The 16,953-nt window shown below is 64.7% G+C and carries 18 protein-coding genes; 6 read left to right on the top strand and 12 right to left on the bottom strand.

What is annotated here, in order from left to right:
• Positions 1 to 153: 153 nt before the first annotated feature.
• On the top strand, positions 154 to 318 hold the full coding sequence (locus tag ACODRW_RS03065) for a hypothetical protein (protein ID WP_199225797.1): 165 nt from the start codon (positions 154 to 156) through the stop codon (positions 316 to 318).
• 40 nt (positions 319 to 358) lie between these two features.
• Here ACODRW_RS03065 and ACODRW_RS03060 read toward each other — a convergent pair whose 3' ends face one another.
• Positions 359 to 862, bottom strand: coding sequence for a GNAT family N-acetyltransferase (locus tag ACODRW_RS03060; RefSeq protein ID WP_488905146.1), 504 nt, complete (start codon positions 860 to 862; stop codon positions 359 to 361).
• A gap of 170 nt (positions 863 to 1,032) precedes the next feature.
• Here ACODRW_RS03060 and ACODRW_RS03055 point away from each other — a divergent pair, with 170 nt between their 5' ends.
• The gene (locus tag ACODRW_RS03055) at positions 1,033 to 1,584 is read left to right on the top strand and encodes a hydrolase (protein WP_227107033.1); all 552 of its coding nucleotides are present in this window, start codon (positions 1,033 to 1,035) and stop codon (positions 1,582 to 1,584) included.
• Between the two features lie 465 nt (positions 1,585 to 2,049).
• Entirely contained in the window at positions 2,050 to 2,385 is a 336-nt protein-coding gene (locus ACODRW_RS03050; protein ID WP_227107032.1) for a DUF2322 family protein, read from the top strand.
• Between the two features lie 80 nt (positions 2,386 to 2,465).
• Here the strand turns inward: ACODRW_RS03050 and rplI are convergent, their stop codons facing one another.
• From rplI to ACODRW_RS03005, 9 genes are all read right to left on the bottom strand, one after another.
• Complete coding sequence (gene rplI, locus ACODRW_RS03045; protein ID WP_048410928.1) at positions 2,466 to 2,915, bottom strand: 50S ribosomal protein L9; 450 nt, start codon at positions 2,913 to 2,915, stop codon at positions 2,466 to 2,468.
• 22 nt (positions 2,916 to 2,937) lie between these two features.
• On the bottom strand, positions 2,938 to 3,165 hold the full coding sequence (gene rpsR, locus ACODRW_RS03040) for a 30S ribosomal protein S18 (RefSeq protein ID WP_011137185.1): 228 nt from the start codon (positions 3,163 to 3,165) through the stop codon (positions 2,938 to 2,940).
• Positions 3,166 to 3,170: 5 nt separating this feature from the next.
• Positions 3,171 to 3,470: a primosomal replication protein N gene (gene priB / locus ACODRW_RS03035; RefSeq protein ID WP_048415985.1), complete on the bottom strand. Its 300-nt coding sequence runs from the start codon at positions 3,468 to 3,470 to the stop codon at positions 3,171 to 3,173.
• A gap of 17 nt (positions 3,471 to 3,487) precedes the next feature.
• A complete protein-coding gene (rpsF, locus tag ACODRW_RS03030) occupies positions 3,488 to 3,865 on the bottom strand; it encodes a 30S ribosomal protein S6 (RefSeq protein WP_048410930.1) in 378 nt (125 codons plus the stop codon).
• Positions 3,866 to 4,177: 312 nt separating this feature from the next.
• Positions 4,178 to 4,480 (bottom strand): hypothetical protein, encoded by a 303-nt coding sequence (locus tag ACODRW_RS03025; RefSeq protein WP_048415984.1) that lies wholly within the window; start codon positions 4,478 to 4,480, stop codon positions 4,178 to 4,180.
• Between the two features lie 25 nt (positions 4,481 to 4,505).
• Positions 4,506 to 4,832 (bottom strand): metal-sensitive transcriptional regulator, encoded by a 327-nt coding sequence (locus tag ACODRW_RS03020; protein WP_043632821.1) that lies wholly within the window; start codon positions 4,830 to 4,832, stop codon positions 4,506 to 4,508.
• 91 nt (positions 4,833 to 4,923) lie between these two features.
• Positions 4,924 to 6,426, bottom strand: a complete 1,503-nt coding sequence (locus ACODRW_RS03015; protein WP_488905145.1) for a multicopper oxidase family protein — start codon at positions 6,424 to 6,426, stop codon at positions 4,924 to 4,926.
• A gap of 178 nt (positions 6,427 to 6,604) precedes the next feature.
• Positions 6,605 to 7,360, bottom strand: a complete 756-nt coding sequence (gene rlmB, locus ACODRW_RS03010) for a 23S rRNA (guanosine(2251)-2'-O)-methyltransferase RlmB (protein ID WP_107798213.1) — start codon at positions 7,358 to 7,360, stop codon at positions 6,605 to 6,607.
• A 68-nt stretch (positions 7,361 to 7,428) separates the two neighbouring features.
• Positions 7,429 to 10,641, bottom strand: coding sequence for a sensor domain-containing protein (locus ACODRW_RS03005; RefSeq protein WP_233246642.1), 3,213 nt, complete (start codon positions 10,639 to 10,641; stop codon positions 7,429 to 7,431).
• A gap of 363 nt (positions 10,642 to 11,004) precedes the next feature.
• Between ACODRW_RS03005 and mfd the strand changes: the two genes are divergently transcribed.
• Complete coding sequence (gene mfd, locus ACODRW_RS03000) at positions 11,005 to 14,409, top strand: transcription-repair coupling factor (RefSeq protein ID WP_235084306.1); 3,405 nt, start codon at positions 11,005 to 11,007, stop codon at positions 14,407 to 14,409.
• 87 nt (positions 14,410 to 14,496) lie between these two features.
• Here the strand turns inward: mfd and ACODRW_RS02995 are convergent, their stop codons facing one another.
• Positions 14,497 to 14,781, bottom strand: a complete 285-nt coding sequence (locus ACODRW_RS02995) for a hypothetical protein (protein WP_486636567.1) — start codon at positions 14,779 to 14,781, stop codon at positions 14,497 to 14,499.
• Between the two features lie 2 nt (positions 14,782 to 14,783).
• Here ACODRW_RS02995 and ACODRW_RS02990 point away from each other — a divergent pair, with 2 nt between their 5' ends.
• Together ACODRW_RS02990 and xseA are read left to right on the top strand one after the other, a co-directional pair.
• Entirely contained in the window at positions 14,784 to 14,954 is a 171-nt protein-coding gene (locus ACODRW_RS02990; RefSeq protein ID WP_158274226.1) for a hypothetical protein, read from the top strand.
• A gap of 5 nt (positions 14,955 to 14,959) precedes the next feature.
• Entirely contained in the window at positions 14,960 to 16,312 is a 1,353-nt protein-coding gene (xseA, locus tag ACODRW_RS02985; protein WP_253313831.1) for an exodeoxyribonuclease VII large subunit, read from the top strand.
• Positions 16,313 to 16,376: 64 nt separating this feature from the next.
• Here xseA and ACODRW_RS02980 read toward each other — a convergent pair whose 3' ends face one another.
• The gene (locus tag ACODRW_RS02980; RefSeq protein ID WP_488905144.1) at positions 16,377 to 16,934 is read right to left on the bottom strand and encodes a GNAT family N-acetyltransferase; all 558 of its coding nucleotides are present in this window, start codon (positions 16,932 to 16,934) and stop codon (positions 16,377 to 16,379) included.
• Between the last annotated feature and the right edge of the window lie 19 nt (positions 16,935 to 16,953).

The raw sequence follows: 16,953 nt of genomic DNA, 5'->3' as shown, positions 1-16,953 counted from the left end.
GCCATGGCCGGACAAAGTCCCTGCCTTCACTAGAATTCAATGGCGATGCAGGCCGCCCAAACAGCGACAGGCTTCGCCAGGCCCGCAGCCGACCTCCGTCGACGCCCTGCGCCGAGCCGGTCGACCGGTCGATTTGCCATGAAAGGAAACATCATGCTGAAGAAAACCGTACTGACCACCCTGTCCCTGATCCTGCTGTCCGGCGCCGCGATGGCCGGCGAAGGATTGTCCAATATGTGGGAAATGCGCGCGCGCATGGACGCTCAGCTGCAAACGCAGCAGCCGGCGCCGCAAGCGCAGGACGCCGCAGCCAAATAAGCGCGCAGCCGCGCCAGCGCCCGCCCACGCGGGCGCTTCGTCATACCGGCCGGCGCAAACGCGCCATGATCAAGGTGTCTTCATAACGGCCGGCGCGCAGTTGTTCCATCCGCCGCCTCCCTTCCAGTTCGAAACCGAATTTGCGATACAGGGCGATCGCCGGCTCGTTGTCGTGCACCACCGCCAGCTCCACCCGCAACAATCCCAACCAGTTGTCGGCCAGCTCCAGCAGCGCCCGCAACAAGGCGGAGCCCACGCCGCGGCCGTGCCAATCCGGATGCACGACGATGAACAGGCTGGCCGCGTGCCGGATGCGCGGACGCTCGTCGCCTATCAGGCCGGCATTGCCTATCACCCGCCCTTCGGCGTTGCAGGCCACCAGGGAATGCACGTGCGGCGGCGTGTGCGCCAGCTTCCGCCGCCAGTCCTCAACCGATTGGTAGGGCAGTTGCAAAGTATTGGCCACCACCTCCTCCAACACCATCATCGCCGCCAAGACGGGCGCGTCTTCCGGCTCCACCTTGCGGATATGCAGTCCATCCACGATTCACCTCCTGTCGATTATTGCGATTCGGCCTTTGAGTCATCATCAACGGAACGGGATGAGGCCGGCAAGCGAAAATGACAAAAGGATTTCAGCGCGGCGCAAGCCCGCGTCAAAACAGGTATCCTGAATGCTGCGACAAACCCCTCACACGCCCCAAGGAGCGCATTATGCTGATGCACAAGGAGTTGGCCAGCCTGCTGGTGGTGGACGTCCAGGAAAAACTCGCGCCGGCGGTCGTCGACGCGGCAGGCATGGCGGCGCGCTGCCGCTGGCTGATCAGCGTGGCCGGCGACCACGGCCTGCCGGTGGTGTTTTCGGAGCAATATCCGCGCGGCCTGGGCCACACCCTGCCCGAGCTGCTCGCCCAGGCGCCGGAACCCAAGGTGGTCGAGAAGACCCATTTTTCCTGCGTCGCCGCCCACTGTCTGCCGGACGCCGTGCTGGCCCGGCCGCAAGTCATCGTCTGCGGCATGGAAGCGCATGTTTGCGTGCTGCAAACCGTGCTGGAACTGCTGGAGCTGGATAAGCGGGTCTTCGTGGTGGCTGACGCGGTGTCCAGCCGCAAGGCGTCCGACATCGAACTGGGCTTGCAAAGGATGCGCGACGCCGGGGCCGTCATCGTCAGCAAGGAGATGGTACTGTTCGAATGCTTGCGCCAGGCCGGCAGCGAGCACTTCAAGCGGATGAGCCAGCGCTATCTGGTGGGCGAGCAGCCCTGATGCGCTGAAAATGAAACGGGGTCGCCGGCTTCGCCGATCGACCCCGATCCAAGGCGGCTTTGCCGCTCTCTTATCCCCTTTGGAGACTGGCGCGAGACGCCGGGCCATGCCCTGACGTCACCAGATCGCTTTATAGTTAGCAATTGCCGTGCCAAGTTAACAATCACAGGCCAAGCCTTTGATTCATTAACAAATCCGCAACACAAAATCATCCAAAGCATGGTGTAATGAAGAGCTGTCGGCATACATTGCACCAAATCAAGGCAAGACGGCCGAGCGGCCGCACCAAAAATGTGCAATGCGCGGCAGCCGGCTGAACTTTCTCAGCCGGCCCGCCGCCTAATACCCGGCCACACTGGAACGGTCTTGCATCCGGCCCGGCCCGACGCCGCGGCCCATGCGCAACGCCCCCCTCAACGGGCCGCCCCGGCGGCCCGCCACGATAACGACAATAGGAAACACATCATGCAAGCAAGCGCTTTCAAGGACATCCTCAACACCCTGCCCGCCGTCGACGACATTCGCGCCATCGTGCTGCTGGACGCCAGCGGCGAGCCGGTCGGCCGGCTGGACAATCAGCCCGGCACCGCCGGCTCGGTGCGCGTCTACCACGCCCTGATCAAGACCCACGGCCATATCGACCGCAAGGCCGCGCGCGAGGGACTGGCGCTTTACGCCGAACACACGCCGGACGCGCGCGCCAATCCGGGCAAACACCCCAATATCGACCGCCTGCTGTCCATCGCCGAGGCCGACGCGCCCGGCTTGCGCGCGCGCCTGGTGCTGAGCCAGGACGATTGATCCGCGCCCCGGCGCGCGCCCAAACAAAAAGCCCGCTCGAATGAGCGGGCTTTTTGATAAAGCGTTCCTGAAAACAGGAATTAAGCTTCGGCAACCACCACGATCTTGATCGGGGTCACGACGTCGTGATGCAGAGCGATCTCGATGTCGTACTCGCCGATGGCCTTGAACGGGCCGTTCGGCAGGCGAACTTCGGTGCGCTTAACCGCAACGCCGAAGGCGGTCACGGCTTCAGCCACGTCGGCGTTGGTCACGGAACCGAACAGACGGCCGTCAACGCCGGCTTTCTGAGCGATGGTGACAACGGCTTCGTTCAGCTTCTCGGCGCGGACCTTGGCGTCGGCCAGGATCTCGGCTTGCTTGGCTTCCAGTTCGGCGCGACGAGCTTCGAACTGTTTCAGGTTGGCTTCGGTAGCGCGCTTGGCTTTGCCTTGCGGGATCAGGAAGTTACGACCGTAACCATCCTTGACTTTAACCACATCACCCAGTTGACCCAGGTTGGCAACTTTTTCGAGCAGAATGATTTGCATCTTTTAAGTTCCTTTTCCCGGCTTAGTGCTGGTCGGTGTACGGCAGGAAGGCCAGGAAGCGAGCACGCTTGATAGCGGTGGTCAGCTGACGCTGGTAGCGGGCCTTGGTGCCGGTGATGCGAGCCGGAATGATTTTGCCGTTTTCGGCGATGAAGTCTTTCAGGAGATCAACGGATTTGTAGTCGATTTCCTTGATGCCTTCTGCCGTGAAGCGGCAGAACTTCTTGCGCTTGAAGAGTTGACGAGCCATTTTGACTAACCTTTTACAAATTCAACATATTCGATATTGAGCACTAACCGCGGATTCCTGAGGCTGCGCTGGGACAGAAAGCCGGTGAGATTCACCGTGTTTCCCGCCAGTTTCCCGGAAAACTTCCGGGCGTCTTCGCCTATCAGCACGGCCTGTATTTCGCAGGCCACATCCCGATCAAAACCGTGAGCTGTCTGTCTGGACTGATGCTTGAGCCACATTTCCAACACCGGCAAGCCGGCGGGCGTGTATCTCAGCGCATCCTCTCGGTCGACCGTGGCGGTCAGCGCCAGACGGTTCTGCAAGACTTTGCTCCGGCCAATTAGGCGGAAGCTTCAGCCTCGGCTGCCGGCTGCTGGGCGTCCAGCAGGTTCTTGGCCTTTTCGTCCTTCATCATCGGGGACGCTTCGGTAACCGCGCGCTCCAGCTTGATGGTCAGGTGACGCAGAACAGCGTCGTTGAACTTGAAGGCGTGTTCGATTTCGGCCAGGGTCTCGGACTGGCACTCTACGTTCATCAGAACGTAGTGAGCCTTGTGCAGCTTCTGGATCGGGTAAGCCAGTTGACGGCGGCCCCAGTCTTCCAGACGGTGGATCTTGCCCTCAGCGGCCAGAACCATGCCCTTGTAGCGCTCGATCATGGCCGGAACCTGTTCGCTCTGGTCCGGGTGGACGATGAACACGATTTCGTAATGACGCATGTTAACTCCTTGTGGCTATTGAAGCCTTTTGCCATGCAGTTGCAAAAGGCAAGGGGTTGAAACCGCAGCATTCTACGCGCTTAGCCGGCGGCAGGCAAATAAATCAGGGGCTTCCGCGCGGAACGGCGGCAAGGCTGTGGCGAAGACGGGATTCGGAATCCGCCCCAAGTCGCGGTTCAAAGCCTCTCAAGCGAGGGCGAGACAAGGCGAAAACGAGCGAAAAAGCGGAATGCACGAGGGGGTACATGAGCATTCTGAACTCGTACTCGCCGTACAACGCTTCACGACGCGCAGCAGACTTTGAACAGGTTCTCAGAGCTTTTTGTCGCGGGAGATATCCACCACCACCCCATTACTCAGCGTCACCGTGGTGGTATAGGGCACGGCGTCGTTGGCGAGCCAGGACAGCGAGCGGGTGCTGGTTTCCACCACCGCGTTGGCGTCCTTGGTTTTGACCGTGGGGCCGTTGCTGCTGTAATCGGGCGCGCCGGCCTGGGACACCAGTTCGGCCTCGGACATGCCCTTGTGCAGCTTGATGTAGACCTCGAACGGAATCGGCCCCGCCGCGGCCAGCGCGGAAGCGAGGGACAACAGGACGGCGAGCGGGGTTTTCATGTGCATTCCTTTGCGGCGACGCGGCTCAGCGCACTTTTTTGACCACGTCTATCAGTTCGGTGACCATGCCGGTGGCGTCGCCCTGATGCAGCGCGCGCGCCACGCAGCCTTTCATGTGATTTTCCAGCAATTGCATCGACACCGCGTCCAGCGCCGATTTGACCGCGGCCACCTGGGTCAGGATGTCCACGCAATAACGGTCCGCCTCCACCATGCCGCTGATGCCGCGCACCTGACCCTCGATGCGCGCCAAACGCTTGATCAGCGCGCTCTTGCCCGGCTGCACCACGGTTTTGTCGGAAAGCGGGGCCGCTGCGTCGCAACAGCCGTCCTGCGGTTTTTCTTGCGTCATGTCCATCCTAATCCAAGCGGGTTCAAAGCGAGCCCGGCCGCCGTCCGGCGGGCCGGGCTGCGGCCATTGTGACGCAGTTGCGCGCGGCCGCCTAGGCCTCCACTCGCAGCATGCCCATCATCCCCGCGTCTTCGTGCTCGAGGATGTGGCAATGGAACATGCGCAGGCCCGGCATGTCCTGGCGGAAACGCAGCCGCAGCGTCTCGCCGGCGGAGACGTTGGCCACGTCGCGCCAGGCCAGGAACGGTTCTTCGCGCCAGACGCCGTCCTTGCGGCGCGCCAGCGCCTGGAACTGGGTGCCGTGAATGTGGAAGGGGTGGTCCATATCGGCCTCGTTCACGATATCCCACTCCTCCACCGCCCCCACCTTGCCCAGGAAGTCCGCCCGCTCCATGTCGAAGGTCTTGCCGTTGATCAGGAACATCGCGGCGGGATTGGCCATGTCTTCGGACAGCACCACCCTGCGCCGCACCGCCGGCGCGCCCAGGGGCCGGATTTCGCGCAGCCGCTCAGGCAGCGGCGCCGTGGCTTTGGCGACGGCGCCCCGGCGCAGCTCCAGCAGCGTCAGGCTCGCGTCCTGCTCGGCCGACATCATCTTGCCGCGCCGATACGGCAGGGCCAGCAGGCCGGCGCCGTGGCCGGGCGCGAAGCGTCCGGTCACCACCAGCTCGGCGCGGGCGCCGGGCGGCAGCGTCAGGCTGTCGATGCGTCGCGGCCGCTGCAGCAGGCCGCCGTCGCTGCCCACCAGTTCCAGTTCGTGGCCGGGCAGGGCCAGCTTGAGCACGCGCGCGCTGCTGGCGTTCCAGACCCGCCAGCGCTGGCGCTCGCCGACGCCCAGCGTCAGATGCGGCCGCCAGGCGCCGTTGACCAGCAGAAACTGGCCTTCGCGGCCGTCCATGCGATCGGCTTCGCTATTGGCCGCGATCTTGCCGTCGGCGTCCAGCTTCAGGTCCGACAACACCAGTCTTTGCTCCGGCAGATGCGCCAGCGGATCGCTGCGGCTCTTGACCACGAACACGCCGGCCAGCCCCCTATACACCTGCTCGGCGGTATGTCCGTGCGGGTGCGGGTGATACCAGTAACTGCCGGCGCAGCCCTGCGGCAAGGTAAAGCGGTATTCGCGGCTCCCTCCCGGCGGCACCGGGTCTTGCGGATTGCCGTCCTGGTCAGCCGGAATCGGCAAGCCGTGCCAATGAATGGTGGTGGGCTGGGACAGGCGGTTTTCGAAATGCAGCCGCAATTCGTCGCCTTCGAACACCTCTATCGTCGGCCCCGGCACCTGGCCGTTATAGCTCCAGAACACGGTGGCGGGCTTGCCGGGCAACAGCGGCAGCGCCTGCGCGCCGGCGCTGAGCGCCGCGCTGAACACGCCGGGCAAGGCGCTCTGGTTGCGCAACAGCGGCAGGGCCGGCAAAGCCAGGCCCGCCGGCAGGCCCAAAGCGGCCGCGGCCGGCATCGTCTCCGCCGCCGCGCCCATGCCGCCATGTCCCATCGCCGCGTGATCGACGGCGGGCGGCTGCGCCGCCCAGGCCTGCCGCAACAACGGAACCAGAGCCAACGCCGCGCCGGCGCCGATGAATCCACGTCTATCCATCACTGCACTCCCCTCTCGCAAATAGGATACCCAGGTAAGGTATCAACAAGACTGCAGCGGCGCCAGATCGGTTCCGTATTCTGTCTACTTTTTTAGGCTCGCATCTGATTACAGTCAAACCCCGCGCCCAAGAAAAAGCCCCCGAGGACGGGGGCTTGGCGGTGCGGGCGGCCAGGGCTCAATCGGCCTTGGCCTGCGCCAGCGTGCGCTGGCGGCGGCTTTCCGACAGCACCATGCCGGCGGACACCGACACGTTCAGGCTTTCCACCGTGCCGAACATCGGGATGGACACCAGCACGTCGCAGTGCTCGCGGGTCAAGCGGCGCATGCCCTCGCCTTCCGAGCCCATCACCCAGGCCAGCGGGCCGGCGGCGTCGCAGTGGTAGAGGTCGGTATCCGCTTCCATGGTGGTGCCGGCGATCCAGATCCCGGCGTCTTTCAAGTCGCGCAGCGTGCGCGCCAGATTGGTGACCGTGAGATAGGGAATCACCTCGGCGGCGCCGCACGCCACCTTGGACACGGTGGCGTTGAGGCCGGCGGAACGGTCCTTGGGCGCGATCACCGCGTGCGCGCCCATCGCGTCCGCCACCCGCAGGCAGGCGCCCAGATTGTGCGGATCAGTGACGCCGTCCAGGATCAGCAACAAGGGCGGTTCGCTCAGATTGTCCAGCACGTCGTCCAGGTGCACGAAGTTGCGGCTGGCGTCTATCATCGCCGCCACGCCCTGGTGACGGGCGTTGCCGCTCATGCTGTCCAGGCGTTCCTTGTCGACGATGTGCAGCTTGATGCCCTCCTCGGCGGCCTTGTCCAGCACCGCCTTGGCGCGGGCGTCGTGGCGGCCGCCGGCCAGCCAGACTTCCAGCAGGCTCTTGGGGTTCTGCCACAGACGGGCATTGATGGCGTGAAAGCCGTGGATCAGGCGTTTGTTGCTCATGGCGATTCTCTAATGACAATCCCGCCATTTTAGAGCGCGCGGCGGTTCAGGGCAAAACCGGCTTGCGTTCAGCTGCCCAGCACCTCCACGCCGGACATCAGCCCGAGCTGCCGCTGCTCGCCCACGGCGACGATGCCGGCCAGCAAGGCGGGCAACTCCGCCGCCGGCACCGGGCGGCCGAAGTGATAGCCCTGCAGCAAGGCGCAGCCCTTGCTGGTGAGGAATTGCGCCTGGCGCTCGCTCTCCACGCCCTCCGCCACCACCTGGAACTGCAGCTTGCGCGCCATCGCCAGAATGGCTTCGGCGATGGCGGCGTTGTCGCCGTCGTCCGGCAGGCCTTCGACGAAGGATTGATCGATCTTCAAGGTATCCAGCGGAAAACGCTTCAGATGGGACAGCGAGGAGTAACCGGTGCCGAAATCGTCGATGGACAGGCCCACGCCCAGCGCCTTCAATTCGCCCAGCTGGCGCACCGCCTCGCCGGGGTTGAGCATGATCATGCTTTCGGTGATCTCCAGCTCCAGCCGCGCCGCGGACAGGCCCGCCGCCCGCAACGCCTCCGCCACCTTGAGCGGCAGCAGCTGCTGTTCGAACTGGCGCGCGGACAAATTCACCGCCAGCCGCGGCACCGCCACGCCCTGACGGTCCCAGACCGCCAATTGGCGGCAGGCTTCCTGCAGCACCCAGTCGCCTATGGGCTTGATCAGGCCGGTTTCCTCCGCCAGCGGGATGAAGCGGCCCGGCGGCACCAGGCCCAGTTGCGGATGGCGCCAGCGGATCAGCGCTTCCGCGCCCAGCACCCGGCGGCTGACCGCGTCCACCTGCGGCTGGTAATGCAGTTCCAGCTCGCCGCGCTCCAGCGCCAGCCTCAGGCCGTTCTCCAGCAATAGGCGTTCGAAGGTCTGGGTGTTCATTTCCGCGGCGAAGAACTGGTAAGTGTTCTTGCCTGCTTCCTTGGCGCGGTACATCGCCACATCGGCGTTCTTGAGCAGGGTCTGGGCGTCGGTGCCGTCATTGGGGTAGACGCTGATGCCTATGCTGCCGGTGACGTAGACTTCGTGGTTTTCCAGCCGCAGCGGCTGGCCCAGCGCCGCCAGCGTGTCCTCGGCGGCGGTCACCAGCGCGGCGGCGTCCTTGAAGCCGGTCATCACCAGGGTGAACTCGTCGCCGCCCAGCCGCGCCAGCAGGCCGCGCCCCCCCACCGCCCGCTGCAGGCGCAGCGCCGTCTCCCGCAACAACTCGTCGCCGGCCTGATGGCCGAAGGAATCGTTGATCAGTTTGAAACGGTCCAGGTCGATGAACATCACCGCCAGCGAGCCGCTGGCGCAATCCAGGCTGATGATGGCCTCGTCCAGACGCGTGGTCAGGCTGCTGCGGTTGGGCAGCTGCGTCAGCGGATCGTGATTGGCCAGAAACTGCAGACGTTCCTCGGACTGCTTGCGCAGGGTGATGTCGGAGAACACCGCCACGTAATTGCTGAGCGCGCCGCCAGCGTCGCGCACCGCCGAGATCGCCAGTTCGGCCGGATACCACTCGCCGCTCTTGCGGCGGTCCAGCATCTCGCCCTGCCAATGGCCGCCGCCCGCCAGCGCCTCCAGCATCGCCTGCCGGCTCAGCTGTTTCTGATCGCCAAAAATGCGCGACACCTTGCCCAGCGCCTCGGCCTCGGCGTAACCGGTGATGCCGCTGAAGGCGTGGTTGACCGCGATGATACGCGCCTCGGCGTCCATCAGCAGAATGCCTTCCGCCGAGTTTTCGAACACCTTGGCCGCCAGCCGCAGATTGGCGTCCGCCGCCAGCCGTTCGGAAACATCCATCACCACGCCGATGATGGCCTTCTTGCCCTCGTAGTCGAACAGCCGGCTGTGGATTTCCACGTCCACCACCACGCCGTCCTGGCGCACCGCGCGGGTGCCGTATTGCAGCACCGCGATGTTCTCGCGGTAGCGCTTGACGATTTGCTGGCGGATGCGCGCGGCCTCGCCCGGCACCAGCAGTTGCTCCAGACCCATGCCCTCCATTTCCTTGGGCTGATAACCGATGATGGCGGCCAGCTTGGGGTTGGCGTAGATCAGCTTCTCATCCTGCAGGATGTAGATGCCCACCAGCGATTGCTCCACCAGCGCGCGGTAACGCTCCTCCGTTTCGCGCTTGGCTTTCTGCTCCTGACGGGTTTGGGTGATGTCGGTGTCCACGCTGCCCACCCCGGCCGGGCGGCCATGGGCGTCGAACAAGGGAAACTTGGTGACCAGCAAATGGCTGAGCACGCCGTTGAACAGAAAGCTCTCCTCGAACTGGCGCGGCTCCAGGCAGGACAGCACCACCGCGTCCTGCTCGCGGATCTGGGCGGCATCCTGCTCGTCGAACAGCTCCTCCACCGTTAGACCCTGCATGCCCTGAGGCGCGCGCCCCACCCGGCGCGCATAGGCGGCGTTGGCCAGCAGAAACCGGCCGTCCAGCCCTTTAAGCGACATCATATTGGGACTGTTGTTGACCAGGGACTCCACCCGCGCGCGAAACTCGCGCAGCGCGCTCTCGTTCTGACGATGGCCGTCGGCCAAGACCGACACCAGCAGGGTGGCGCAACTCAAGGCCAGGGTCAGCGCCACCTCGCTGGCGCCGTTGAGCACGCTGGCGTGCATGGTCAGCTCCGGCGCCAGCACGTATAGCGACAGCAAGCCGAGCACCCAGGCCCCCACCAACGCCGCGCCGCGGAAACCGACGCGGAAGGCCGCCCACAGCATCAGCGGAAAAAACAGCAATTGGCAGGGCAGCGAATAGGCGACGCTGCTGCCCAGCAGGCTGAACCACATCACGCTGGCCAGGGCCAGGATCAGGGCGGTTTCCAAGACCTGGCGCCGCGTCGGCGGCGCGCCGGACGCGTACAAGGCCGGCGGCGCGCACAAGGACAGGGCAAGGCCGGACACGCCCCAGGCCTGCGCCGCCCACGACCACAAGCCCTCCATGCCGAACCAGCGCCAGCCGGCGCCGGCGGCCAGGCCGGCCAAAAGCACCGAGGGATAGCAGGCGAGCCGCAGCAGCAGCCGCAGCAAGTCCGCCGGCTGACGCACCGCCAGCCCCCCACGCAGGCCGGCCGCGTACAGGCCGGGCGCCAGCGCGTACAGGCTGATCAGCAGCAGGGCCGCCCATTGCGGCGGCGACCATTGCGCCGCCAGCGCGGCGGCGGCCAGCGGCCACCACCAGGACTGGCGCCAGCCGCGACGCAAAAAACGATAGCTCCATACACCGTGGGCGAGGAAGGCCGCCAGCGAAAATCCCAATACCGGCTCGCGCGGCCAAAAAGCCGTGCACGCCAAAAACCCCAGAAACACCGCCGCGTCCCGGCAAGCCGATCCGACTGTCACGCCACCCCGCCCCCATTCGCGCCGGCGCCCCGCCGCGCGCCGAAATTAATTTTGCATTAACAAATCAAGCGCATATATGCCAAACGAAAAACAAAATCACCCGGCTGACATACAATATATGCAATTGCCGGATGCAGCCAGACAATGACGATGAAAATATTCACCCCGCTGGACACAAGCGACGCCCGCCCAGCGCAAGCCGGGTAAACGGCGCGCGCCGGACGGCTGCTATAATCCCGAAACCGCCAAGCCCGAAACCGCCAAAACTAGTGAAGCAGCATGCTGGATAACCTCCCGCGGATCCCTCCCGCCAGTCAGAAAACTCGTCACGGACGCCTGCCCGCCGGGCTGGACGCCAACATCGTCGCCCGCCTCGCCGCAGAGCGGCGTCCGCTGCTCATCCTCGCCGCCGACGCGCAATCGGCACAGCGCCTGCAAGCCGAGGCTCCGTTCTTCGCGCCCTCGCTGCGCGTGGCGCTGCTGCCGGACTGGGAGACCCTGCCCTACGACCATTTCTCCCCTCACGGCGAACTGGTCAGCGAGCGGCTGGCCACCTTGTGGCAGATCCATCAGCGCGAATGCGATGTGATCATCGCCCCGGTCAGCACCGCGATGACGCGGCTGGCGCCGATCGGCTATCTGCTGGGACGCACCTTCTTCCTGCAGGCCAAACAGCGGCTGGATGTGGAGCAGCTGCGCGCCAATATGGTCACCGCCGGTTACCACCACGTCACCCAGGTAATGGCCCCGGGCGAATTCTCCATCCGCGGCGGTCTGATCGACCTCTTCCCGATGGGATCGGCGCTGCCCTACCGCATCGATCTGTTCGACGACGAAATCGACAGCCTGCGCACCTTCGACCCGGACAATCAGCGCACCCTTTACCCGGTGCCGGAAATCCGCCTGCTGCCGGCGCGGGAGTATCCGGCGGATGAAAGCGGCGTCACCGCCTTCCGCCAGCGCTACCGCGAACGCATCGAAGGCGACCCCAGCAAGAGCCGCATTTACAAAGACGTCTCCCAGGGCCTGTGGCCGGCCGGCATCGAATACTTCCTGCCGCTGTTCTTCGACGACACCGCGACTCTGTTCGACTACCTGGGCGAAGACGCGCTGATCGTGTTGCACCACGATGTGCAACAGGCCGCCCAGGTCTTCTGGCAAGACGTGGAAAGCCGCTACGACATGGCGCGCGGCGACACCGAGCGCCCGGTGCTGCCGCCGGCCGACATCTTCCTGCGCCCGGACGAACTGATGGCGCGGCTCAAGCCTTACGCCCGCGTGGAACTGGCCGGCGACGGCGAACTGGCGGAAGGCTGCGCCCCGCTGCCGGAACTGGCGGTGGAGCGCCGCGCCGAACAACCGCTGCACAAGCTGGACGCCTTCATCCGCAGCGGCGGGCAACGCATCCTGATCACCGTGGAAAGCCTGGGCCGCCGCGAAACCGTCCACCAGTTCCTGCAAGAGCACGGCATCAAGCCGCGCCCGGTGGACGGCTGGGCCGAGTTCATCGCCGGCGACATGCCGCTGGCGCTGAGCGTGGCCCCGCTCTACACCGGCTTCGCCCTGCCCGGCGCCGGCATCGCCGTGGTCACCGAATCCGAGCTCTACCAGCATGTGGCCCGCAGCCACACCCGCCGCAAGAGCGCGCGCGCCGGCTCCGACTCCATGCTGCGCGACCTGGCCGAGGTCAAGGCCGGCGACCCGGTGGTGCACGAACAGCACGGCATCGGCCGCTACGTCGGCCTGGTGTCCATGGACCTGGGCGAAGGCGAAACCGAGCTGATGCAGCTGGAGTACGCCGACAGCGCCACCCTCTACGTGCCGGTCAGCCAGCTGCATCTGATTTCCCGTTACGCCGGCGGCGCGGCGGACCAGATCCACCTGCACAAGCTGGGCAATCCGGCCTGGGAGAAAGCCAAGAAGCGCGCCGCGGAAAAAGCCCGCGACACCGCCGCCGAGCTGCTCAACCTCTACGCCCAGCGCGCCGCGCGCGAAGGCCACAGCTTCAGCCTGTCCCACCACGACTACGAAGCCTTCGCCGCCGGCTTCGGCTTCGAGGAAACCCCGGACCAGGCCAGCGCCATCGAAGCCGTGGTGCAGGACATGTGCTCCGGCAAGCCGATGGACCGCCTGGTCTGCGGCGACGTCGGCTTCGGCAAGACCGAAGTCGCGCTGCGCGCCGCCTTCGTCGCCGTCCTCGGCGGCAAACAGGTGGCGGTGCTGGTGCCCACCACCTTGCTGGCGGAACAGCACTTCCAGAACTTCTCCGACCGCTTCGCCGACTGGCCGGTGAAAATCGCCGAACTGTCCCGCTTCCGCAGCGCCAAGGAAAGCAAGGCCGCGCTGGCCGGCCTGGCCGACGGCGGCGTGGACATCGTCATCGGCACCCACAAGCTGGTGCAGCCGGACATCCAGTTCAAGAACCTGGGCCTGGTCATCATCGACGAGGAACATCGTTTCGGCGTGCGCCAGAAAGAACAGCTGAAGCGGCTGCGCGCCAATGTGGACGTGCTGACGCTGACCGCGACGCCGATTCCGCGCACGCTGTCGATGGCGCTGGAAGGCCTGCGCGACTTCTCCGTCATCGCCACCGCCCCCAGCCGCCGGCTGGCGGTGAAAACCTTCGTCAGCCCGATGGCCAACGGCGTGATCCGCGAAGCGGTGCTGCGCGAACTCAAACGCGGCGGCCAGGTGTTCTTCCTGCACAACGAGGTGGACACCATAGAAAACATGCGGGAAAAGCTGGCGGAGCTGGTGCCGGAAGCCCGCATCGGCGTGGCCCACGGCCAGCTGCGCGAACGCGAGCTGGAACAAGTGATGCGCGACTTCCTGCAGCAGCGCTTCAATGTGCTGCTGTGCTCCACCATTATTGAAACCGGCATCGACATCCCCAACGCCAACACCATCCTGATCAACCGCGCCGATAAGTTCGGCCTGGCCCAGCTGCACCAGCTGCGCGGCCGCGTAGGCCGCAGCCACCATCAGGCCTACGCCTATCTGCTGACGCCGGACGGCATCACCAAGGACGCGATGAAACGGCTGGAAGCCATCCAGATGTCCGAGGAACTGGGCGCCGGCTTCTACCTGGCGATGCACGATCTGGAAATCCGCGGCGCCGGCGAAGTGCTGGGCGAAGGCCAGTCCGGCGAGATGCAGGAAGTGGGCTTCTCCCTGTTCACCGAAATGCTCAAGCAGGCGGTGCGCGATCTCAAGAAAGGCCGCACCCCGGACCTGGACGCGCCGCTGGGCGTCACCACCGAAATCAATATGCACAGCCCGGCCCTGCTGCCGGACGGCTATTGCCCCGACGTGCACGAGCGCCTGGTGCTCTACAAGCGGCTGGCCACTTGCGAGAGCGAACAGGAAATCGACGATATCCACGAAGAACTGATAGACCGCTTCGGCCTGCCGCCGCAAACCGTCAAGACCCTGATAGACAGCCACCGCCTGCGTCTGCTGGCCAAGCCCTTGGGCGTGCAAAAGCTGGACGCCAGCGAAGTGGCCATCCAGGTCCACTTCGCCAAGAACCCGCCGATAGACCCGATGAAAATCATCCAGCTGCTGCAAACCAAGCGCAACTACAGGCTGGCGGGACAGGACAAGCTGCGCGTGGAGGCCGATATTCAGGATGTGGCGCTGCGCGTGGTCAGGGTCAAGGAACTGTTGAAGGAGTTGAGCTCCTAAAGTCTGTCGCGCGGCCTCGCGCAACGGCGAGGGCCGGGCAATGCCCATGCGCCAAACACGCATGCCGCTTTCCCGGTCCCGGCGCCTTTATCGCTCAGGCTCGCAAGAGGCGACACCCGCTTTGGGATGGCAAACGCCCGGCTCAGCCAGGCGGCCGGCAAGCCAATCCAAAGGCATAATGAAGCGACAATGCCAAGCCTTCGGCATGGCCTGCGGACGAAAGAAGAAAGCGCTTACTTGAGCAACATCAAGATAAACGAGGACAGCGACTCTGAGGCAAAAAGCCTTGCCCCTTGTTTTTACAGGAAAAAATAGCGTCACAGGATTGAAACCGAAAACCCTGTGGATAACTTTGTTGATAAAACTGTGCAAATATGCTCTCAAGCCAAGCGCCAAGCCGTTTTGAGCTGAAAGCCGCCCTGGATAAGAAAACAATCAAGTTATTGATTTTATTGATTTTTTTAGAGATATCAAACGCTACGCAAGCCAAGTTGCAACTCGCTTTAGCTGAAAATATTTTCCACCCACCGCTGTGGATCACTTGACAATCATGTTTTTTACCGCACCCCAGAACGACGTCATCAGCGTCTCCTCCCTCAACCGCATGGCGCGCGATCTGCTGGAAAGCGGACTGCCGCCGATGTGGATAGGCGGCGAAATTTCCAACCTCACCCTGGCCGCGTCCGGGCACGCCTATTTCTCCCTGAAAGACGGCGGCGCCCAAGTGCGCTGCGTGATGTTCCGCGGCAAAGTGTCGCAACTGCCCTTCCGCCCGGCGGAAGGCATGCAGGTGGAGCTCAAGGGCACCGTCACCCTGTACGAGGCCCGCGGCGACTTCCAGATCAACGTCGATCAGATGCGCTCCGCCGGCCTGGGCCGTTTGTACGAGGCTTTTGAAAAACTCAAGGCCAAGCTGCAGGCGGAAGGCTTGTTCAACCCGGCGAGCAAACGTCCGCTGCCGGCCCACCCCGCCGCCATCGGCATCGTCACCTCGCCCGCCGCCGCCGCGCTGCGCGACGTGGTCAGCACGCTGCGCCGGCGCATGCCCTCCATCCCGCTGATTCTCTACCCGGCCCAGGTGCAGGGCGAAGGCTCGGCCCAGCAAGTGGCCGACGCCATCCGCCGCGCCGGCGAACGGCGCGAGGTGGACGTGCTCATCGTCTGCCGCGGCGGCGGCAGCATCGAGGACTTGTGGTCGTTCAACGAGGAAATCGTCGCCCGCGCGGTGGCCGCCAGCCCCATTCCCACCGTCAGCGGCGTCGGCCACGAAACCGACTTCACCATCTGCGACTTCGTCGCCGACAAACGCGCGCCCACGCCCACAGCCGCCGCGGAACTGGTGTCCCCCAGCCGCGAGCACCTGAACGCTCAGCTCGAAACCGCCAAGCGCGGCCTGGAGCGCGCGCTCGGCCGCCTGCTGACCGACAAATCCCAGCAGCTGGACTATCTGGCGCGCCGGCTGGCCCACCCCGGCGAAAAGCTGCAACGCCAGCGCGAAGCGCTGCAGCGCCAGCAAGAGCGGCTGCAACGCCGGCTGGGCAGCCTGTTCGAACAACGGCGTTGGGCGCTGCAACTGGCGGACAGCAAGCTGCAGCGCCGTCGGCCGGACTTGGCCCAAACCGCGCAAACGCTGGACCGGCTGCAAACCCGGCTGCAGCGCGCGCGTCGGGATCTGCTCAACCGGCAGGCCCAGAAACTGGACACCCTGGCGGCCACCCTGCTGGCGCTCAATCCGGAAGCGGTGCTGGCCCGCGGCTACGCCATCGTGCAAAAACAGGACGGCACCGCGGTCAAATCCCCGGCGGAACTGCGCGACCGCGAACGCGTCAGCCTACGCCTGGCCGAAGGCAGCACCGAGGCCGTGATCGACCATCCGCAAGGCGCTCAGCCCAGCTTGTTCTGACGCCGCCGGCGCCCGCGCAGGCCGGCGTCGGCGGAAAGCCGCACGTCCCCATTGCCGCTTCCGATCAGAAATATCCAAGAGGACGCTCAGCCAGCGCCAGCATGGCGTCGTCCCACAGCTCCGACGCGCATAGCATCATCCCCAGCGCATCGCCGCGCGCTTGCGAAGCCTCAGGCAAGACTCGGAAGCCAAAGCGTCGATAAAACTCGCAGTGGATATCGGCGTACAGCAAAAACACCTCCGCCAAACTTTGTTCTCGGTAGGCGCTCAACACTTCCTTCAAAAATAGGCTGGCAAAGCCCTGACCACGCCTGGCGGGCGCCGTGGCGATCGAACCGATGCCAACTGCCTCCCGTTCCGCCAGCGACGGCAAGCGATAGGCAATCGCCGAACACAGCAAGCTTCCATCCGTATCCGCCAACACATGCCAGCTGCCGCGTCGATACTTATGCGAATCCCGGCAGATTCGCAAATACTCGGCCTCGGAGCAGCCCTCGCCCCAAACATCCCGGCCCATCAGATAAACCGCCTCCATCTCCTCCGCAACCGCCGCCCGCAAGAGCAGACCGTTGCCATGCCGGGCCGGCAATGCCGGCGCCGGGCTTAAAGCTTCAAGCGCCATCCTCTCCCCCAATCAATGC

The sequence above is a fragment of the Chromobacterium sp. FG89 genome (assembly GCF_057808735.1).
This window is presented reverse-complemented; position numbering and strand designations above follow the sequence as displayed.